The sequence below is a fragment of the Prauserella muralis genome, assembly GCF_003202285.1.
GTDB lineage: Bacteria > Actinomycetota > Actinomycetes > Mycobacteriales > Pseudonocardiaceae > Prauserella_B > Prauserella_B muralis.
The window spans coordinates 455,493-474,174 of the sequence record NZ_MASW01000001.1 but is presented as its reverse complement, the minus strand read 5'-3'; the positions used below and the strand labels follow the sequence as shown (position 1 = coordinate 474,174).

Genomic DNA, 18,682 nt, shown 5'->3' with positions numbered 1-18,682 from the left:
GTGCCCTCGGGTACGCATGGTGTACCCAAGGGCACCTTCGGCTCGGCTCAGGTGAGGTCGGCGAAGGTCTCGACCTGCTCGCGGCGGCCCGCGACGACGAGGATGTCGGCGCGGTCGATCACGGTCTCCGCGGTGGCGTAGGTGAACCCGGTGCCGGGGCGCTTGACGCCCACCACCGTCACGCCGTACTTCACGCGCAGCCTGCTCTCGCCAAGCGGCCTGCCCACGGCCTCGGCGGGCGCGGTCGTCTTGACGATCGCGTAGTCGTCCTCGAACTCGATGTAGTCCAGCATCCGCCCGGTCACCAGGTGCGCCACGCGTTCACCCATGTCGTGCTCGGGCAGCACCACGTGGTGGGCGCCGACGCGTTCGAGGATGCGACCGTGCTGGCGGCTCACCGCCTTGGCCCAGATCGAGGGCACGCCGAAGTCCACGAGCAGTGAGGTGGTGAGGATGCTGGCCTCGATGTCGGTGCCGATGCCCACCACGGCCCTGCGGAACTCGGGCACGCCCAGCTGGGTCATGGCCTCGACGTCGGTGGTGTCGGCGACGGCGGCGTGCGTCAGCTCGTCGGCGTAGCGCTGCACGAGCCTGGGGTCGCTGTCGATGCCGAGCACCTCGCTGCCGCCCCTGACCAGCTCGATCGCGAGCGAGCTGCCGAAGCGGCCGAGCCCGATGACCACCACCCGGTGCCTGGAACTGCGGTTACCCAACGATCGGCCTCTCTTCCGGAAGTTCGTAACGCCGCGACCGCTCCCGCAGCGCGAGCGCGGAGGCGAGCGTGATCGGCCCGACCCTGCCGAGGAACATCAGCACGGTCAGCACCAGGTGTCCCCACGTGGTCACGTCGGCGGTGATCCCGGTGGACAAGCCCACCGTGCCGAACGCCGAGATCACCTCGAACAGCACCGCCTCCATCCGGAACGGTGTCAGCGTGAGCAGCACCAGCGTCCCGGCCACCACGGCACCGACGCTCAGCAGTGCCACGGTGAGCGCCTGCCGCTGCGCGGTCGCGGGCAGCTTGCGGCCCAGCACGTGCACGGTCGGCTCCCCACGCACCTCCGCGAGGATCACGAACGCCAGCAGCGCGAACGTGGTGACCTTGATGCCGCCCGCGGTGCCCGCGCTGCCGCCGCCGATGAACATCAAAACGTCGTTGACCAGCAGCGTGCCCGACTCCAGCTGGCCGACGTCGACGCTGTTGAACCCGGCGGTGCGGGGCATCACGCCACTGAAGAACCCGGCAAGCAGCTTGCCGCCGACCCCGAACCGGCCCAGCGTCTCGGGGTTGTTCCATTCGGCGACGGTGATGACGAGCGTGCCGATCGCCAGCAGAGCCGAGGTGGTGATGACCGTGATCTTGGCGTGCATGGACCAGCGGTGCCTGCCCCTGCGGTGCCGCCAGATCTCCACCCACACCGGGAAACCGAGGCCGCCGGCCAGCACCGCGATCGCGATCGGCAGGCACACCCACGCGTCGGTGGCGAACCGGACGAGGCTGTCCGGATACAGGGCGAACCCGGCGTTGTTGAACGCCGACACCGCGTGGAACACCCCGTGGTAGATCGCGCGCCCGGTGTCGTAGCCGTAGCCGGTGGCGAGCCGGGTGGCGAGCACCGCGCTGGTGACCGCCTCGAACGCGAGGCTCACCAGCACGACGCCCGCCACCACGCGGCGCACGTCACCCAGGTCCAGCGCCTTCGTCTCGGCCTGGGCGGTCAGCTGCAGCCGCAGTCCGAGCCGCCGTGACACCAGCAGCCCGAGCAGCGAGGCGATGGTCATGATGCCGAGCCCGCCCACCTGGATCAGGCCGAGGATGACCACCTCGCCGAAGGTGGACCAGTGGGTGGGCGTGTCCACGACGACCAGGCCCGTCACACACACCGCGGAGGTCGCGGTGAACAGCGCCGAGACGAAGTCGACGGACTCGCCGCCCTCGGTGGCCATCGGCAGCAGGAGCAGCACCGTACCGGCGCTGATCGCCAGCGCGAACGCGACGGCGACGATGCGAGCCGGCCTGCGCCAACTGGGAAGGAGCCTGCGCAGGGTGGGCCGGAGCAGCGCCTGCGCCACCGGGTCGCTTCCTTTCGTCGGCGGGTGTTTCGATGCCCAAGCTAACCATTCGCAGGCGGCCCCGCATCGGCACGGCGGCAGCTTGCACCGGGTGTGTCGACCGGCTTGGGTGGTCCGGGTGCGGCGCAACCCTGATGTCTCACCCACCGTGGTCGGCCGGGTGCTCGACGTGCTCGACGCCTTCAGCTCCGAGCGGCCCGTGCTCACTCTGTCCGAGCTGAGCCGCCGCGCCGGGCTGCCGCTGTCGACGGCGCACCGCCTGGTGCGGGAGCTGACCGCACGCGGCGCACTGGAGCGCGACGAGTCCGGTGGCTACCGGGTGGGGCTGTGGCTGTGGGAGATCGCCTCCCTCGCGCCGCACGGCACCGGCCTGCGGGAGGCCGCCCTTCCGTTCCTCGAGGACGTGTACGAGGCGACCCATCAGAACGTGCAGCTCGCCGTGCTCGACGGCGCCGAGGTCGTCTACGTCGAGCGGATCTCGGGGCGGGACGCGATCCGCATCCAGACGAGGGTGGGCGGCAGGCTGCCTGCGCACGTCACCGGCGTGGGCAGGGTCCTGCTGGCGTTCGCGCCACCGCAGGTGCAGGAGGACGCCCTGGCGGCGCCCCTCAAGCGCTACTCGGAGCGGACCATCTCCTCGGCCGACGAGCTGCGCCGCGTGCTCGCCGACGTGCGGCGCGACGGGTACGCGATCAGCGAGGGCCAGATCGAGCCGGACGCGGTGTCCGTGGCGGCCCCCGTGTACGGGCGCCAGGACACCGTCGTCGCCGCCATCTCGATCGTGGCCCCCGCCGACGCCACGGACCCGCGCACGGTGGTGCCCGCCGTGCGGGCCGCCGCGCGCGGGATCTCCCGGGCGCTGGGCGCCCCGAGGGCACGCACCCCCTTCGACGGTGTCCGCAGCGAGCCGCCGTGAGCGAGAACGCCCGTTACGCGGGCCGCTCGGCGCGCGCCTCGGTGGCCCACTCGGTGTGGAAGACGCCCTCGCGGTCGACGCGACGGTAGGTGTGCGCGCCGAAGTAGTCCCGCTGACCCTGCACCAGCGCGGCGGGCAGCCGGTCCGCGCGCAGCGCGTCGTAGTAGGCCAGCGCGGTGGAGAAGCCGGGTGTCGGGATGCCGAGCCGCACCGCCGTGGACACGACCGAGCGCCACGCGTCCTGGGCGTCCTCGACGGCCTTGCGGAAGTCGCCGCTCGTTAGCAGTGTGGGCAGCGCGGGCTCGGCCTCGTAGGCGGCGCGGATGTCGTCGAGGAACTTGGCACGGATGATGCAGCCACCGCGCCAGAGCGAGGCCACCGCGCCGAGGTCGATGTTCCAGTCGTACTCGGCGCTGCCCGCCTGGATCTGGTTGAACCCCTGCGCGTAGGCGACGACCTTCGACGCGTACAGCGCCTGCTCGACGTCGTCGGCGAAGCGCTCGGCCGCCGCGCCCGTCAGCGGTGTCCGTTCGGGACCGGCGAGCCCGCGCGTCGCGGCGCGAAGGCCGGTGTGCCCGGACAGCGAACGGGCGAAGGTCGCCTCGGCGATGCCGCTGATCGGGATGCCGAGATCGAGTCCGATCTGGACGGTCCAGCGGCCGGTGCCCTTCTGCTCGGCGGCATCGGCAACCACGTCGACGAACGGCTTGCCGGTGGCGGCGTCGGTGTGCGCGAGCACCTCGGCGGTGATCTCGATGAGGTAGGAGTCGAGCCGCCCGGTGTTCCACGTGCGGAACACGTCGGCGATCTGCGCGGGCTCCAGGCCCAGCGCGCCGCGCAGCAGGTCGAACGACTCGGCGATCAACTGCATGTCGGCGTACTCGATGCCGTTGTGCACCATCTTGACGAAGTGGCCCGCGCCGTCGGGACCGATGTGCGCGCAGCAGGGCGTGCCGTCGACCTTGGCGGCGATGTCCTCCAGCAGCGGCCCGAGCGAGGCGTACGACTCGGCCGACCCTCCGGGCATGATGCTCGGCCCGTGCAGGGCACCCTCCTCGCCGCCGGAGACGCCGGTGCCGACGAAGTGCAGCCCGCGTTCGCGCAGCGCGGCCTCCCGCCGCCGCGTGTCGGCGAAGTGCGCGTTGCCCGCGTCGACGATCACGTCGCCGCGCTCCAGCAGGGGCGCGAACTCCTCGATCACGGCGTCCGTCGGTGCGCCCGCCTTGACCATGATCACGATCTGCCGCGGCCGCTCCAGCGCGTCGACGAACTCCTGCGCCGAGTAGGCCGGGACGAACTCCCCCTCGGAGCCGAACCGCTCCACGAGTTCCCTGGTGCGTTCGCCGGACCTGTTGTGCAGGGCCACGGTGTGCCCGTGGCGGGCCAGGTTGCGGGCCAGGTTCCGGCCCATCACCGCGAGGCCGGTGACTCCGATGCTCGCCTTCTTGGTCATGAGACGCAGCCTACGCGCGCGCGAGACGGGATGGCGATTTCTCGTTGAGCACCGAAAACGGTAACGTCACCGGCGTCATGGCCAGCACCGTCACGTCCCGCCGCAAGCAGCTCGGCAACGAGTTGCGGCACGCGCGTACCTCGGCGGGACTCACCCAGCAGCAGGTGGCCGACATACTGGGGTGCACGCAGGGCAAGGTCAACAAGATCGAGTCCGGCGCGGTGGGCGTCAAGCTCGGGGACGTGCGGGCGATGCTGGACGCGTTCGGCATCGACGGCGACGAGGCCGAGACGCTGCTGAGCCTGGCAAGGGCCGCGGCGGGCCAGCGCGGGCACTGGTCCGGCTACCGCTCGGTTGTGCCGCACTGGTTTCGCACCTTCACCGATCTGGAGCCCGCTGCCGCCGAGATCATGACGTGGCACGGCGAGCGCCTCCCGGGGCCGCTGCAGTCCGAGCACTACATGCTCAAGCAGTTCACCGAGTTCGGCGCCACCGACATCACGTCGCTCGTGCGCAACCGGTTGGACCGCAAGGCCGTCTTCGACCAGCAGCAGCCGCCGTACTACCGGTTCATCCTGAGCGAGTCGGCGCTGCGCAGGGCGCCGGGCGGGCACGCGCCCGCAGTGATGCTCGACCAGCTGGAGCACATGCTGGAGCTGGAGCGCCGCTCACGCGTCTACATCCACGTGCTGCCGTTCGATGCCAAGCTGGCCTCGGTGCCCAACGACTTCACGATCATGCGGTTCCCCGACCGCACGCGGGACTTCGTCTACATCGAACACACGGCGGGCGGCATCTACCTCGACGACATCAAGGACTTCCAGCTGTTCGTCGACGCCTGGGACCGCCTGCGCGGTGCCGCGCTGGAGCGGCAGGAGACGCGGCAGTTCCTCGCCGACCTCGCCGAGTCCTACCGCGCGCAGCTCAACACGTAGAGGCCGCTCGCTCGGCCACGCGACGCGCTCAGGCGCGGCAGAGGTGACGGAGCGCGAAGTGGTCGTCCACCAGCATCAGCGCGCTGCTGTTCTTGCGCCCGAACAGCTCCCTGCCGTCGTCGCTGCGCCGGGACAGCTTGATCAGGCCGAAGCCGAGCCTGCGGCGCGGCCTGCGAGTGGTCTGTTCCTCCTCGGCGCCCGGCTCGCCGCCGGGCGCGATCGGCTCGACATCGAGTCGTACCGCCATAGCCTGCTCCATCCCCAGTGCGCCTGTTGCCGATCTCTCACGAGACCGACCCCGGATTTGCCCCCGGATCTCCCTACCGATAGGAATAATCCTAGTCGCAGATTAATCACGCTGTCGAGGCGATTGATCGAATGTCGCACGGATGGCGGCATGGGTCAGTCGAAGCGACGACTGGGGCGCGACGGAACGTGTGGTCGGACCACACGTCCGGCCGCGTCCGCCGACCGGGCACGGAGGTAACACCATGGCCGATTATGCCGCTCAAGCGGATTACGACCCGGCAACGGCAGGGAGCATGTTCGACGCGGCCGCCTGGCAGAAGTCGTTCGCGAGCGAGCCGAACGGGGGCAACTGCGTCGAGGTCAACCTGGCAGGCGACAAGGTCGGGGTGCGCGACACGAAGCTGGCCAACAGCCCGGTCTTCGTCTTCGACCCCGGCGAGTGGCAGGCCTTCCTGATCGCGGTCAAGGCGGGCCAGTTCGATCTCCCGGGCTAGCGGGGCGTCCACGCCGGTCCGTGCCGGTTCGCGCCGCCGGGAGCAGACCCGGGCCCACCGTCACCCTGCCCGCGTCCGAGGCGGGCCGAGCCTTCGCCTACACTGGGTACCGGACCCCCGCGGCGTCCACCCTGTGAACCTCCCCAGGGCCGGAAGGCAGCAAGGATAAGCAGGCTCTGACGGGTGCGGGGGTCCCCTTTTGTGCCTGCCCCGCACCGCGCAGGGATTCGTCGGAGCCTGCCGGTACGCTCGCGGCGTGGCTCTCGCGCTGTACCGCAAGTACCGGCCGGCAACCTTCGCCGAGGTCGTCGGGCAGGAGCATGTCACCGAGCCCCTGCGCACCGCGCTGGCCGCGGGCCGCATCAACCACGCCTACCTGTTCTCGGGCCCGCGGGGCTGTGGCAAGACCTCCAGCGCCCGGATCATGGCGCGCTCGCTGAACTGCGTCCAGGGCCCGACGCCGGACCCGTGCGGCGAGTGCGGCCCGTGCAAGGCGCTGGCCCCCGAGGGGCCGGGCAGCGTCGACGTCACCGAGCTCGACGCGGCCAGCCACGGCGGTGTCGACGACGCCCGGGAGCTGCGCGACCGGGCGTTCTACGCGCCCGCCGAGTCGCGGTACCGGGTGTTCATCATCGACGAGGCGCACATGGTCACCACGCAGGGCTTCAACGCCCTGCTCAAGATCGTGGAGGAGCCGCCGGAGCACCTCATCTTCATCTTCGCCACCACCGAGCCGGACAAGGTGCTCACCACCATCCGCTCGCGCACGCACCACTACCCGTTCCGGCTCATCCCGCCGAGCGCGATGCGGGAGCTGCTGGAGCGCAACATCGCCGCCGAGGGCGTTCCCGTGGAACCCGCGGTGTTCCCGCTGGTCATCCGGGCCGGTGGCGGCTCGGCCCGCGACACCCAGTCGGTGCTGGACCAGCTGCTCGCCGGTGCCGGGCCGGACGGCGTCACCTACGACCGCGCGGTGGCGCTGCTCGGGGTCACCGACGTCGCGCTCATCGACGGCATGGTGGACGCGCTGGCGGCCGACGACGCCAAGGCCGTGTTCGGCACCGTCGACCGGCTCGCCGAGGCCGGGCACGACCCGCGCCGCTTCGCCAGCGACCTGCTCGACCGGCTGCGCGACCTGATCCTGCTGCGCTCCGTGCCGGACGCGGCGAACAACGGCATGGTGTCGGCTCCGGAGGAGCAGCTGAGCCGCATGGTCGGGCAGGCCGAGCGCCTCAAGCCCGGCACGCTCACCCGGTACGCGGAGATCATCCACAACGGCCTGCTGGAGATGCGCGGCGCGACCGCGCCCCGGCTGCTGCTCGAACTGCTGTGCGCGCGGATGCTGCTGCCCGAGGTCGCCGACGACGAGCGAGCCCTGGTGCAGCGGCTGGAGCGCCTCGAGCGCAGGGTCACGGCAGGCGGCGCGGCCCCCGCCGGTGACGCGGGGGCTCCGGCCCCGGGGGCGGCCGCGCAGCCCGCGACGCCGGAACGGACGTTCCAGCGGCCGTCGCAGCGTCCCGAGCGGCCCGACCCGCCTGCCGCGGCCCCGCCGCAGCAGGCGGAACCGGACGCCACGCGGCAGGCTCCGCCCGCTCCGCAGGCTCAGCAGGCCCAGCCATCGGCGCCCGCGCAACGTCCGGCTCCGCGCCCGGAGCCCGAGGCCGCCGCTCCCGCCGCCGAGAGCGCCCCCGCCTCGTCGGCTCCCGGGCAGGTGGACGCAGCCGCGCTGCGCCAGTACTGGCCGCAGTTGCTCGCCGCCGTGCGGAAGCTGAGCCGCAGCACCGAGGCGATGCTCACCAACGCCACCGTGCACAGCGTCGAGGGCTCGACGGTGGTGCTCACCCACACCGCCGAGCCGCTGGCGCGCAGGCTCGCCGAGCCACGCAACGCCGACTGCATCGCCACCGCGCTCGGGCAGCTCATCTCGGGTGAGTGGACGGTGCGGTGCGTGCACGCGGGTGCCGTGAAGGCGGCATCCGCGCCCGGCGCGGGCCAGGCGCCTGCCGCGCAGGCCCCGGCGCGCCAGGAACGGCCCCCGCAGCAGGAGCAGCAGCGGTCGTACCTGCGGCCCTCGGCGTCCGCCGAGCAGGCGCAGGGCCGCAGGCCCGCGCCCGCGACCGGCGAGCCGGACATCCCGCTGCCCCCGGAGCCGGACGACGAGGAGCCCTACCCAGAGGCCGAGGTCTCGCCCGACGCGTCCGCCGCGCCCCCGTCCGTGCCCGTGGATCCGGACGAGGCGGCACACCGGCTGCTGTCCGACCACCTCGGCGCCCGTCCGATCGACTAGGTCGCGTCCACGTAGGCGAGCACGCCCTCGGCGATGGCCGAGGCATAACGCTGGCGTCCCGCTGGCGACGACATGGCGGCGGCCTCGGTGGCGTTGCGCATGTTGCCGCACTCGACCAGGACGGCGGGCCGTCGTGACAGGTTGAGCCCGGCGAGGTCGTCGCGAGGCGAGAGCCCGCCCTCGCCGAGATAGTCGGAGACGCCGAACCCGGCCGCGGACATGCTGGTCACCAGGGCTCTGGCCAGTCGGTTCGCCGGTGCGCCCTGCGCCTCGTTGAGCGGTGGGGCCGAGTAGGCGACGTGGAAGCCACCGGCATCGGCCGCGGCTCCGTCGGCGTGGATGGACACCACGGCGTCGGCGCCGGCCTCGTTGCCGATGGCGGCGCGCCGGTGGACACACGGTCCGACACCGTCGTCGGTGTCGCGTGTGAGGACCACCCGCACGCCCTGCGCCGACAGCAGGCGCGCGACCCGCCCGGCCACGTCGAAGGTGAAGGCATGCTCCGGGTAGCCGGAGTCGGTGGAGGTGCCGGTGGTGTTGCACGCCTTCGTGCGGCCCCGCCCGGCCGGAACCTGCCGGTTGATCGCCTCCGGCGCCGCGGCGTTGCCGCCGTTGTGCCCGGGGTCGAGGACGACGACCGGTGTGTTGGCCGCCCGCGTCGGTGTGTTGGCCCTCGGCGTCGTCGCGGTGGCCTTCGGCGTCGTGGTCGTGGCCGTGGGCAGGGCCGTGGTCGCGGTCGTGGGCGGGGCCGAACCGGACGCGGCGCCGCTCGCCCCGCCTCCCCCACCACCGGAACACCCGGTCAGCGCGAGCAGGATCGCCAGCGGCAGGAGGACACCACGCACGGCGTCCACCGTGCCACACGCTCTGCGACTAGGCTGGTGGGCACGTGCACGCCCAGCGCAAAGGAAGCGGAAGCCGAATCATGGTTCAACCCGGCGGCGGAATGCCCGACATGCAGCAGATCCTGCAGCAGGCCCAGCAGATGCAGGAACAGCTCGTCGCGGCGCAACAGGAACTGGCGGCTGCCGAGGTCACCGGCTCGTCCGGCGGCGGTCTGGTCACCGCGACGGTCAGCGGCGGCATGGAGCTCAAGAGCCTCACGATCGACCCGAAGGTCGTCGACCCCGAGGACACCGACACGCTCGCCGATCTCGTGGTCGCCGCGGTGCGCGACGCGACGAGCAACGCGCAGAAGCTCACCGAGGAGAAGCTGGGCCCCCTCGCGGGCGGCCTCGGCGGCGGTATGCCCGACCTCGGCAATCTCGGGCTGCCAGGGCACTAGCTTGTACGAAGGTGTCGTCCAGGACCTGATCGACGAGCTCGGCAGGCTGCCGGGCATCGGTCCGAAGAGCGCGCAGCGCATCGCCTTCCACCTGCTGGCCACCGACCCGGCCGACATCGCGCGGCTGCAGGAGATCCTCGGCAAGGTCAGGGAGGGCGTGCGGTTCTGCGACATCTGCGGCAACGTCTCCGAGGAGGAACGCTGCCGCATCTGCCGCGACGCCCGCCGCGACCCCGCCCTGATCTGCGTGGTCGAGGAGCCCAAGGACGTCCTCGCGGTGGAACGGACCCGGGAGTTCCGGGGCCGCTACCACGTGCTCGGCGGCGCGCTCGATCCGCTCTCCGGCGTCGGACCCGACCAGCTGCGGATCAAGGAGCTGCTGGCCAGGATCGGCGGGGAGGAGGTGTCGGAGGTCATCATCGCCACCGACCCGAACACCGAGGGCGAGGCCACCGCCACCTACCTGGTGCGGATGCTGCGCGACTTCCCCGGCCTCACAGTGACCCGGCTGGCCTCGGGCCTGCCCATGGGCGGTGACCTGGAGTTCGCCGACGAGCTCACCCTCGGCCGCGCTCTGTCCGGCCGCCGCGCCCTGTAGGCGCCCTGCCGTGCTGCGCGCCGTGCTCGCGGCTCCGGCCCGGCTGGGCAAGGTGCGGCTGCTCGCCATCGACGGACCGTCCGGCTCCGGCAAGTCCACCGTGGCGAGCGAGGTGGTCGCCGCGCTGCGCGAGCGGGGCGTGCCGACCGCGCTGGTGAGCACCGACGACTTCGCCACCTGGGACTGTCCCGTCGCCTGGTGGCCGAGGCTGGCCGACGGCGTGCTCCGCCCGCTGGTGCACGGCGGGCCCGGCCGTTACCGCCGCATGGAGTGGCCCGGTGGGCGGCCCCGGCTCGGCGCGCACGTCGACGTCCCCGTTCCCGACGTGCTGGTGCTGGAGGGCGTCTCGGCGGGCCGCGCCTCCGTGCGAGCCCGGCTCTCGGCGTTGTGGTGGGTGGAGGTGGACGATCCCGCCGAGCGGCTCGATCGTGCCGTCGCCCGGGACGGCGAGTGGTCCAGACCGTACCTCGCCGCCTGGCAGCGCTTCGAGCACGGTTGGTTCGCCGTCGACCGGACGCGCGACCACGCCGACACCCGGCTGGGCTAGCAAGACCCTACGAAAGTCGGTAGCGCCCTCCCGATTGTTCACTCAGCGTCGCTGTTCATGGGGTCGTCGGCAGACTTTCACCCACTGCGTAGCCCGATCGTAACCTCGGACCCTTAAGTGAGCGGTCGATAACCGCTAGGGTCTGCGACCATCCGTGCCCCCGGTCCGTCGAGGGCACGACCGAACTGATGCTCTCTCCAAGGAGTGCGAACATGCTCCACTTGCGGGTGACCCGAATGCGCCGCACGGTCCTGATCGGGCTGGCCGGCGCGCTCGCGGTGTCGTTGTCCGCCTGTGCCGAATCCCAGCGCGACAGCGGGGGTGGTCAGGACGGCGGAACCCTCGTCTTCGGGGCCACGGGTGCCCCGTCGAACTTCGACCCGTTCTACGCCTCCGACGGCGAGACCTTCCGCGTCACCAGGCAGCTGTACGAGAACCTGGTGGGGATCAAGCCCGGGACCGCCGAGCTGGAGCCCGAGCTGGCCACCGAATGGGAGTCCACGCCCGACGGCAAGACCTGGACCTTCACCCTCAAGGAGGGCGTGAAGTTCCACGACGGCACCGACTTCAACGCCGACGCGGTCTGCAAGAACTTCGAGCGGATGTACAACCAGACCGGCGCAGGGGCCACCGCGGCGCTGTCGTACTACTGGATCGAGAACTTCGGCGGTTTCGCCGACGGCAAGAACCCGTCGCTGTACAAGTCCTGCACCGCGGAGAACCCGACCACGGTCAAGCTCGAGCTGACCAGGTTCACCGCGGGCTTCCCCACGATGCTCAGCCAGGACTCGTTCGCCATGCAGAGCCCGGCGGCGATGGACAAGTACAAGGCCAATGACGTCAAGGCGCAGGGCGACAGCTTCGTCTTCTCCGAGTACGCCCGCTCGCACCCGACGGGGACGGGGCCGTTCAAGTTCGTCTCCTACGACGAGGCCAACGGCACCATCGAGCTGCAGCGCAACGACGACTACCACGGCGAGAAGGCCAAGCTGTCGAAGCTGATCTTCCGGGTCATCGAGGACGAGACCGCGCGCAAGCAGGCGCTCGAGGCCGGTGACATCGACGGCTACGACTTCCCCGCACCCGCCGACTGGGACGCGCTGAAGTCCAGCGGCAACAACCTGATGATCCGGGACCCGTTCAACATCCTGTACCTGGGCATCACCCAGAAGAACAACCCGGCGCTGAAGGACCTGCGGGTGCGCCAGGCGCTGGCCTACGCGATCGACCGGCAGAGCCTCGTCACGTCGGTCATGCCGGAGAAGGCCGAGGTCGCGAAGCAGTTCTACCCGTCGACGGTCGACGGCTACGCCGACGACGTGCAGGAGTACCCGTACGACCCCGACAAGGCCAAGCAGCTGCTCCGGCAGGCCGGGCACGAGAACCTGACCGTCGAGCTGTGGTGGCCGAGCCAGGTCACCCGCCCGTACATGCCGAACCCGCAGGCGATCTTCGGTGCGATCAAGGAGGACCTGGAGCAGGCGGGCATCAAGGTCAAGCCGATCAGCAAGCCGTGGGCCGGTGGCTACCTCGACCAGGTGGAGGTCGCCGACGCCCAGCTGTTCCTGCTCGGCTGGACGGGTGACTACAACTCGCCGGACAACTTCATCGGCACGTTCTTCGGCACCACGGAGAACCAGTTCTGGACCTCCGGCTCGCCGTGGGGCGACGAACTCGCCAAGGCCATCGACGAGGCGGACGCCACCGTGGACGACGCGGAACGCGAGGCCAAGTACCAGGAGATCAACCGCAAGCTGATGTCCGAGTACCTGCCCGCGATCCCGCTGTCGCACTCGCCGCCTGCGATCGTGGTCTCTCCCGAGGTCCAGGGGCTGGTGCCCAGCCCGCTGACCAAGGAGGAGTTCGCCCCGGTCAGCATGTCGTCGTCCGAATAAGCGAGAACGGTGCTCCGATACACGATCCGGCGGGTGCTGCAACTCGCGCTCGTCGTGCTGGTGCTGTCGGTGCTGCTCTTCGCCTGGCTGCGGGCGCTCCCGGGAGGGCCGGTCTCGGCCCTCCTGGGAGACCGCGGCACGGCGGAAAGCCGCGCCCAACTACGAGAGGCCCTCGGCCTCGACGATCCGATCTTCGTTCAGTACTTCGCGTTCCTCGGCAGGGCGCTCACCGGTGACTTCGGCACCTCGACGGGTGTCTCGCCGGGCAAGCCCGCGATGGAGCTGTTCCTCGAGCGGTTCCCCGCCACCATCGAACTGAGCATCGCGGCGATCGTCATCGCGCTGATCGGCGCGATCCCGCTCGGCTACCTCGCGGCACGCCGCCGCGGCGGCTGGTTCGACAACGCGAGTGTGGTCGGCTCGATGATCGGCATCTCGATCCCGATCTTCTTCCTGGCCTTCCTGCTCAAGTACCTGCTGGCGATCAAACTGGGCTGGCTGCCGACCGGCGGCAGGCAGAGCGCCGGCCTCGATGCCACCCGGGTCACCGGGTTCTTCGTCCTCGACGGGCTGCTCACCAGGGAGTGGGACGCCTCGCTCGACGCACTGCGGCACCTGCTGCTGCCCGCGCTGGCGTTGTCGTCGATCCCGTTCGCGGTGATCTTCCGCATCACGCGGGCGTCGGTGCTGGACGTGATGGACGAGGACTACGTGCGCACGGCCAGGTCCAAGGGGCTGGCCAAGCGGATCGTCCGCGACCGGCACATCCTGCGCAACGCGATGCTGCCGGTGGTCACCACGGTCGGTCTGCAGACCGGCGCCCTGCTCTCCGGTGCGGTGCTCACCGAGACGGTGTTCTCTTGGCAGGGCGTCGGGCAGGCACTGGCCGTCGGCTTCGAACGCAAGGACTTCCCGGTGCTGCAGGTCGTCATCATCGCGGCCGCGATGGCGTACGTACTGGTCAACCTCATCGTCGACCTGTCCTACGCCGCCATCGACCCGCGCATCCGCACGGCAGGGAAGGTGGGCTGAGATGACGTCGTCACGTGCGGCGAAGATCGACCGGCTCGCCGCGACGGCCGCGCACAAGCCGACGGCCGAGGGCGAGCCGCAGGCAGGCGGCAACGGGCCGAAATCCGACGCGGGAGTCAGCCTCGCGGCCTCCGCGTGGCGCAGGCTGCGGCGCAACCCGATGTTCCTGTCGGGAGCAGTGATCATCGGCCTGTTCCTGCTGCTGGCCTTGCTGGCTCCGTTCATCGCGCCCCACGATCCCGGGCTGCGGTTGCTCCAGGACCAGGTGGTACAGGCACGCAACCAGCTGCCGCCACCACAGCCGGGCCATCCCATGGGCGGCGACCAGTACGGGCGGGACTTCTTCTCCCGGATGCTGCTCGGCTCCCAGCAGACGCTGATGGTCGCCGTGCTGGCCACCGTGATCGGCCTGGGCGGCGGGCTGGTGCTCGGCACCCTGGCGGGCGCGTTCGGCGGCTGGGTGGACACGGTCGTCATGCGCATCGTCGACGTGCTGCTGTCCATTCCCTCCCTGCTGCTGGCCGTCTCGATCGGCGCGATGTTCGCGCAGCAGTCGCAGTTCACGGTGATCATCGCGGTCGCCATCGTGCAGATCCCGATCTTCGCGCGGCTGTTGCGCGGCACGATGCTCGGCGTGCGGGAGAGCGACCACGTGCTCGCGGCCCGCGCGCTGGGTGTGAAACGCAGGGCGATCGTGTTCCGGCACATCCTGCCGAACTCGCTGGGGCCGGTGATCGTGCAGTCGACGCTCGTGCTCGCGATCGCCATCCTCGACGCCGCCGCGCTGTCCTTCCTCGGGCTCGGCGCGGCGGACGACTCGACTCCGGAGTGGGGCCAGATGCTCGGCAACGCGCAGGACTTCTTCGACAGCCAGCCGCATCTGGCGTTCTGGCCCGCCGCGTGCATCATCGCGGTGGCGCTCGGGTTCACGCTCGTGGGCGAGTCGATGCGGGAAGCCCTCGATCCCCGGCAGCGGAGGTGATGCGGCCATGGCACTGCTCGAAGTTCGTGACCTCTCGGTCGTGTTCCGCCGCAAGGGCGAGGAGCCGACCATCGCCGTCGACGGCATCAGCTTCGACGTCGAACCCGGCCAGACGGTGGGCCTTGTCGGGGAGTCCGGCTGTGGCAAGTCGGTGACGTCGCTGGCGATCATGGGCCTGTTGCCCTCGCGCGGCGTCGACGTGTCCGGGTCGGTGTCGTTCGAGGGCACCGAGTTGCTGCACCTGTCGCAGCGGCGGCTCGACGAGCGGCGCGGGCGCGACCTGGGCATGGTGTTCCAGGACCCGCTCTCCTCGCTCAACCCGGTGGTGCCCATCGGCGTGCAGATCGCCGAGGTGCTGCAGCGGCACCGGGAGCTGTCGCGCAAGCAGGCCCGGTCGGAGGCGGCCGAGCTGCTCAACCGGGTCGGCATCCCCGACCCCGCGCGGCGGCTCGACGAGTACCCCCACCAGCTGTCGGGCGGCATGCGGCAGCGCGCGCTCATCGCGATCGCGCTGGCCTGCAGGCCGCGGCTGCTCATCGCCGACGAACCGACCACGGCGCTGGACGTCACCATCCAGGCGCAGATCCTGAACCTGCTCACCGAGCTGGTGGCCGACACCGACACCGCGCTGATCATGATCACGCACGACCTCGGTGTGGTGGCCGGCCTGTGCGACGAAGTCAACGTCATGTACGGCGGGCGCATCGTCGAGCGGGCCGAGCGGCACGCGCTGTTCACCGCGCCCCGGCACCCGTACACCAACGGGCTGCTGGAGTCGATCCCGCGGCTGGACGCGCCGCGCGGGGAACGGCTGGTGCCGATCAGGGGCTCGGTGGTGGACAACATCCCGTGGGCGGACGGCTGCGCGTTCGCGCCCCGCTGTCCCAACGCGATCGAACCGTGCTGGAGCGTCACACCCGCTCTGGTCGCCGACGACGGGCGGATGCTGCGCTGCCACAACCCCGTCGAGGTCCCGGTGACGGCCGGGGAGGGAGTCCGATGACTGACGACGTGCTCGTGACGGTCGACGACATCAAGGTGCACTTCCCGATCAAGCGGGGCGTCCTGCTCGACCGCACCGTCGGCCACGTGTACGCGGTGGACGGGGTCAGCCTGCAGGTACGGCGTGGCGAGACGTACGGCCTTGTCGGCGAGTCGGGCTGCGGCAAGACCACCCTCGGCAGGGCGTTGCTGCGGCTGGTCGAGCCGACAGGCGGCAGCGTCGTCTTCGACGGAACGGACGTGTCCACGCTCAAGGGCGAGGACCTGCGCCGGATGCGCCGCCGCATGCAGATGGTGTTCCAGGACCCGATGTCCAGTCTGGACCCCCGGCAGTCCGTGGAGTCGTTGCTGGTGGAGGGCATGCGGGCACATGGGCTCGACAAGGGCAAGCAGGCCACCCACCAGCGGCTCAAGGAGCTGCTTGCCGCCGTGGGACTTCCGGAGAGCGCGCTGCGCAAGTACCCGCACGAGTTCTCCGGAGGGCAGCGCCAGCGCATCGGCATCGCGCGGGCGCTGGCGGTGGAACCGGACCTGATCGTCGCGGACGAGCCGGTGTCGGCGCTGGACGTGTCGGTGCAGGCGCAGGTGCTGAACCTGCTGGAGGAACTGCAGGACGAGTTCGGGCTCACCTACCTCGTGGTGGCCCACGACCTGGCGGTGGTGCGGCACATCTCCGACCGCATCGGGGTGATGTACCTGGGTTCGCTGGTGGAGGAGGCCGGCTCGGACGAGCTGTACGAGCGGCCGATGCACCCGTACACGAAGGCGCTGCTGTCGGCGATCCCCGTGCCCGACCCGGAGGTGGAGGACACGCGGGAGCAGATCCTGCTCACCGGCGACCTGCCCTCGCCCGCGAACCCGCCCAGCGGCTGCCGTTTCCACACGCGGTGCCCGTGGCGGCAGCCCGCCCGCTGCGACACCGAGCGGCCCCCGTTGCGGGAGGTCGGCTCGGGCCACCGCGTGGCCTGCCACTACGCGGAGGAGATCCTGGCCGGCACGATCACGCCGCACGAGGTCGAGCCAGAACTGGCGCAGTCGTAGGAATCGCTAGGTGGGAACCGGTTGTGGTCGCCGGCTGCCGCGGGGTGCCCTGGTGCCCAGCAGCACGCCGGTGACCACCACCACGCTCGCGGCCACCTCGACGAGGGTGGGCCGCTCGCCGAGCAGCAGGAACGACAGCGTCATGCCGACCACGGGCACGAGCAGGGAGAACGGCGCCACGGAGCTGGCCGAGTTCCGGCGCATCAGCGTCGTCCAGATGCCGGAGCCCGCGACCGTGCCGCCGAGCACGATGTAGGCGAGCCCGGCGAGCGCGAGCCAGGCGTCGCCGATCGTCGTCAGCGACTCCCACTGCCGGGCCGGTCCCTCGAACACCAGCGACAGCAGGAACATGGGGATCGGCGGCACCACCGACATCCACAGGGCGAAATGCAGGGGGTTCTCGGGCCTGGCCTGCCGGGAGCACAGGTTGCCCGCCGCCCAGCTGAGCGCGCCGAGCAGCGTCAGGATCACCGGCAGCAGCGCGGCGTGCTCGGTGCGCTGCCACGCGATCGCGCTCATCCCGGCCACGGCGAGCAGGATCCCGGTGACCTGCCAGGAGTTGAGCCGCTCGCGCAGGAACACCGCCCCGAGCAGGACCGTGAACGGCGCTGAGGCCTGCAGCACCAGCGACGCGAGCCCGGTGGGCATGCCCGCTGCCATGCCGACGAACAGGAACGCGAACTGCAGGGTGCCGAAGCCGAGGCCGTACCCGATGAGCCACAGCGGGCGCACCTTCGGCCACGGCACGAGCAGCATCGTCGGGATCGCGATCACCACGAACCGCAACGCGCCCGCGAACAGCGGCGGGAAGTGCGTGAGCGTGGCGTGGATGGCGAGGAAGTTGCAGCCCCACAGCAGGGCGGTGAACGCGGCGAGCAGACGGTCCCGGACAACCACACCTCCAGCCTGGCCGGTCCGACCGTGAAGGACCAGCGAGAAAGTGTTCAACGACCTTGCAGATCTGCTTCACTGTCGCCATGGACATCGGCAGGCTCAGGACGCTGCGGGAGTTCGCCGACCGGGGCAGCGTGACCGCGGCGGCCGAGGCCCTGCACTGCACGCCGTCGGCGGTGTCCCAGCAGCTGCGGGCGCTGCAGGCCGAGGTCGGGCTGGTGCTCACCGAACCGGCAGGGCGGGGGCTGCGGCTCACCGACGCGGGGCGCGCGCTGGTGTCGCGGGCCGACGACGTGCTCGCGGCGGTGGAACGCGCGGAGGCCGAGCTGGACGCGTTCCGCAGCGCCCCGAGGGGCCGGGTGCGGCTCGCGATCTTCCCTTCCGCCGCGCTGATGCTGCTGCCCGGCCTGCTGCGCCGGTTCGAGGCGAGCGAGGGACTCGACGTCGAGGTCCGCGATGTCGACATGACACCACCGGAGGTGCCCGGCCTGCTCGCCGACTTCGACGTCGTCGTGGCCCACCGGGACGAACACGCGGCGCCGTTCGGCCCCGATCGCGTGGAGGTGGCCCACCTGCTGCGGGAGCCGCTGGACGTGGCGTTGCCGCCGGGACACCGGCTCGGCAGCGCCGAGCGCGTGGAGCTCGCGGAGCTGGCCGCCGAACGCTGGATCAGCGTGGACGTCGGCTTCCCCGTCGACGACGTGCTGCTGTCACTGGCCGTGCGCACCGGTGTCCGGGCGCGGATCGCGCACCGCATCAACGACTTTCGCATCACCGAGGCACTCGTGGCCGCGGGGCACGGCATCGCGTTGCTGCCCCGCTACACGATGGACACCCGGCGGGTGCTGCGCCGCCCGCTGGCCGGCATCCGTGCGGCGCGCCACGTCGAGGCGGTGCTGCGGCCCGGCTCGCTGGCCAGGCCCGCGGTGGCGGCGGTACTGGCCGCCCTGCGGGAACAGGCCGCGGACGTCGGCCGGGAAACCATGCCGTGAGCTGACA

At 71.2% G+C, this 18,682-nt stretch carries 19 protein-coding genes and 1 other RNA gene; 14 read left to right on the top strand and 6 right to left on the bottom strand.

The annotated features are described in order from the left end of the window. Nucleotides 1-47: 47 nt before the first annotated feature. Nucleotides 48-713 carry a potassium channel family protein gene (locus tag BAY60_RS03135; protein ID WP_245992290.1) on the bottom strand — a complete coding sequence of 222 codons (666 nt, stop codon included), beginning with the start codon at nt 711-713 and terminating at the stop codon, nt 48-50. Further along, complete coding sequence (locus tag BAY60_RS03130; protein ID WP_425466440.1) at nt 706-2,073, bottom strand: TrkH family potassium uptake protein; 1,368 nt, start codon at nt 2,071-2,073, stop codon at nt 706-708. Before BAY60_RS03130 ends, BAY60_RS03135 begins: the two co-directional genes overlap by 8 nt. Nucleotides 2,074-2,191: 118 nt before the next feature. Between BAY60_RS03130 and BAY60_RS03125 the strand changes: the two genes are divergently transcribed. Beyond that, complete coding sequence (locus BAY60_RS03125; RefSeq protein ID WP_112280677.1) at nt 2,192-2,989, top strand: IclR family transcriptional regulator; 798 nt, start codon at nt 2,192-2,194, stop codon at nt 2,987-2,989. A gap of 13 nt (nt 2,990-3,002) precedes the next feature. Here the strand turns inward: BAY60_RS03125 and gndA are convergent, their stop codons facing one another. Next, nucleotides 3,003-4,442 (bottom strand): NADP-dependent phosphogluconate dehydrogenase, encoded by a 1,440-nt coding sequence (gndA, locus tag BAY60_RS03120; protein WP_112279297.1) that lies wholly within the window; start codon nt 4,440-4,442, stop codon nt 3,003-3,005. A gap of 77 nt (nt 4,443-4,519) precedes the next feature. Here gndA and BAY60_RS03115 point away from each other — a divergent pair, with 77 nt between their 5' ends. Beyond that, nucleotides 4,520-5,377 (top strand): helix-turn-helix domain-containing protein, encoded by an 858-nt coding sequence (locus tag BAY60_RS03115; RefSeq protein WP_112279296.1) that lies wholly within the window; start codon nt 4,520-4,522, stop codon nt 5,375-5,377. A 28-nt stretch (nt 5,378-5,405) separates the two neighbouring features. On the opposite strand, the gene BAY60_RS03110 is transcribed toward BAY60_RS03115, so the two are convergent. Continuing rightward, nucleotides 5,406-5,624: a hypothetical protein gene (locus BAY60_RS03110; RefSeq protein WP_112279295.1), complete on the bottom strand. Its 219-nt coding sequence runs from the start codon at nt 5,622-5,624 to the stop codon at nt 5,406-5,408. Between the two features lie 244 nt (nt 5,625-5,868). On the opposite strand from BAY60_RS03110, the gene BAY60_RS03105 reads away from it, so the two are divergent. From BAY60_RS03105 to BAY60_RS03095, 3 genes are all read left to right on the top strand, one after another. Further along, a complete protein-coding gene (locus BAY60_RS03105) occupies nt 5,869-6,120 on the top strand; it encodes a DUF397 domain-containing protein (RefSeq protein ID WP_112279294.1) in 252 nt (83 codons plus the stop codon). A 108-nt stretch (nt 6,121-6,228) separates the two neighbouring features. Next, nucleotides 6,229-6,321: signal recognition particle sRNA small type (gene ffs, locus BAY60_RS03100), an RNA gene on the top strand. A 55-nt stretch (nt 6,322-6,376) separates the two neighbouring features. Beyond that, nucleotides 6,377-8,407 (top strand): DNA polymerase III subunit gamma and tau, encoded by a 2,031-nt coding sequence (locus BAY60_RS03095; RefSeq protein WP_112279293.1) that lies wholly within the window; start codon nt 6,377-6,379, stop codon nt 8,405-8,407. On the opposite strand, the gene BAY60_RS03090 is transcribed toward BAY60_RS03095, so the two are convergent. Further along, a complete protein-coding gene (locus tag BAY60_RS03090; protein ID WP_112279292.1) occupies nt 8,404-9,261 on the bottom strand; it encodes an N-acetylmuramoyl-L-alanine amidase in 858 nt (285 codons plus the stop codon). The two genes, BAY60_RS03095 and BAY60_RS03090, sit on opposite strands and share 4 nt — an antisense overlap. A 71-nt stretch (nt 9,262-9,332) precedes the next feature. Here BAY60_RS03090 and BAY60_RS03085 point away from each other — a divergent pair, with 71 nt between their 5' ends. The 8 genes from BAY60_RS03085 (at nt 9,333) to BAY60_RS03050 (ending at nt 16,789) form a co-directional block, all read left to right on the top strand. Beyond that, the gene (locus BAY60_RS03085) at nt 9,333-9,692 is read left to right on the top strand and encodes a YbaB/EbfC family nucleoid-associated protein (protein WP_112279291.1); all 360 of its coding nucleotides are present in this window, start codon (nt 9,333-9,335) and stop codon (nt 9,690-9,692) included. A 1-nt stretch (nt 9,693) separates the two neighbouring features. Then, a complete protein-coding gene (gene recR, locus BAY60_RS03080; RefSeq protein ID WP_112279290.1) occupies nt 9,694-10,290 on the top strand; it encodes a recombination mediator RecR in 597 nt (198 codons plus the stop codon). A 10-nt stretch (nt 10,291-10,300) separates the two neighbouring features. Beyond that, complete coding sequence (locus BAY60_RS03075) at nt 10,301-10,837, top strand: uridine kinase family protein (RefSeq protein WP_170160298.1); 537 nt, start codon at nt 10,301-10,303, stop codon at nt 10,835-10,837. 212 nt (nt 10,838-11,049) lie between these two features. Then, nucleotides 11,050-12,732, top strand: coding sequence for an ABC transporter substrate-binding protein (locus tag BAY60_RS03070; protein ID WP_112279289.1), 1,683 nt, complete (start codon nt 11,050-11,052; stop codon nt 12,730-12,732). Nucleotides 12,733-12,741: 9 nt separating this feature from the next. Continuing rightward, complete coding sequence (locus BAY60_RS03065) at nt 12,742-13,764, top strand: ABC transporter permease (protein ID WP_112279288.1); 1,023 nt, start codon at nt 12,742-12,744, stop codon at nt 13,762-13,764. A gap of 1 nt (nt 13,765) precedes the next feature. Beyond that, a complete protein-coding gene (locus BAY60_RS03060; protein ID WP_112279287.1) occupies nt 13,766-14,746 on the top strand; it encodes an ABC transporter permease in 981 nt (326 codons plus the stop codon). Nucleotides 14,747-14,753: 7 nt separating this feature from the next. Then, nucleotides 14,754-15,749, top strand: a complete 996-nt coding sequence (locus BAY60_RS03055) for an ABC transporter ATP-binding protein (RefSeq protein ID WP_112279286.1) — start codon at nt 14,754-14,756, stop codon at nt 15,747-15,749. Then, nucleotides 15,746-16,789, top strand: coding sequence for an ABC transporter ATP-binding protein (locus BAY60_RS03050; RefSeq protein WP_112279285.1), 1,044 nt, complete (start codon nt 15,746-15,748; stop codon nt 16,787-16,789). Before BAY60_RS03055 ends, BAY60_RS03050 begins: the two co-directional genes overlap by 4 nt. 6 nt (nt 16,790-16,795) lie before the next feature. Here the strand turns inward: BAY60_RS03050 and BAY60_RS03045 are convergent, their stop codons facing one another. After that, entirely contained in the window at nt 16,796-17,686 is an 891-nt protein-coding gene (locus BAY60_RS03045; RefSeq protein ID WP_112279284.1) for an EamA family transporter, read from the bottom strand. Between the two features lie 80 nt (nt 17,687-17,766). Here BAY60_RS03045 and BAY60_RS03040 point away from each other — a divergent pair, with 80 nt between their 5' ends. After that, nucleotides 17,767-18,675: a LysR family transcriptional regulator gene (locus BAY60_RS03040; protein ID WP_112279283.1), complete on the top strand. Its 909-nt coding sequence runs from the start codon at nt 17,767-17,769 to the stop codon at nt 18,673-18,675. Nucleotides 18,676-18,682: the final 7 nt, after the last annotated feature.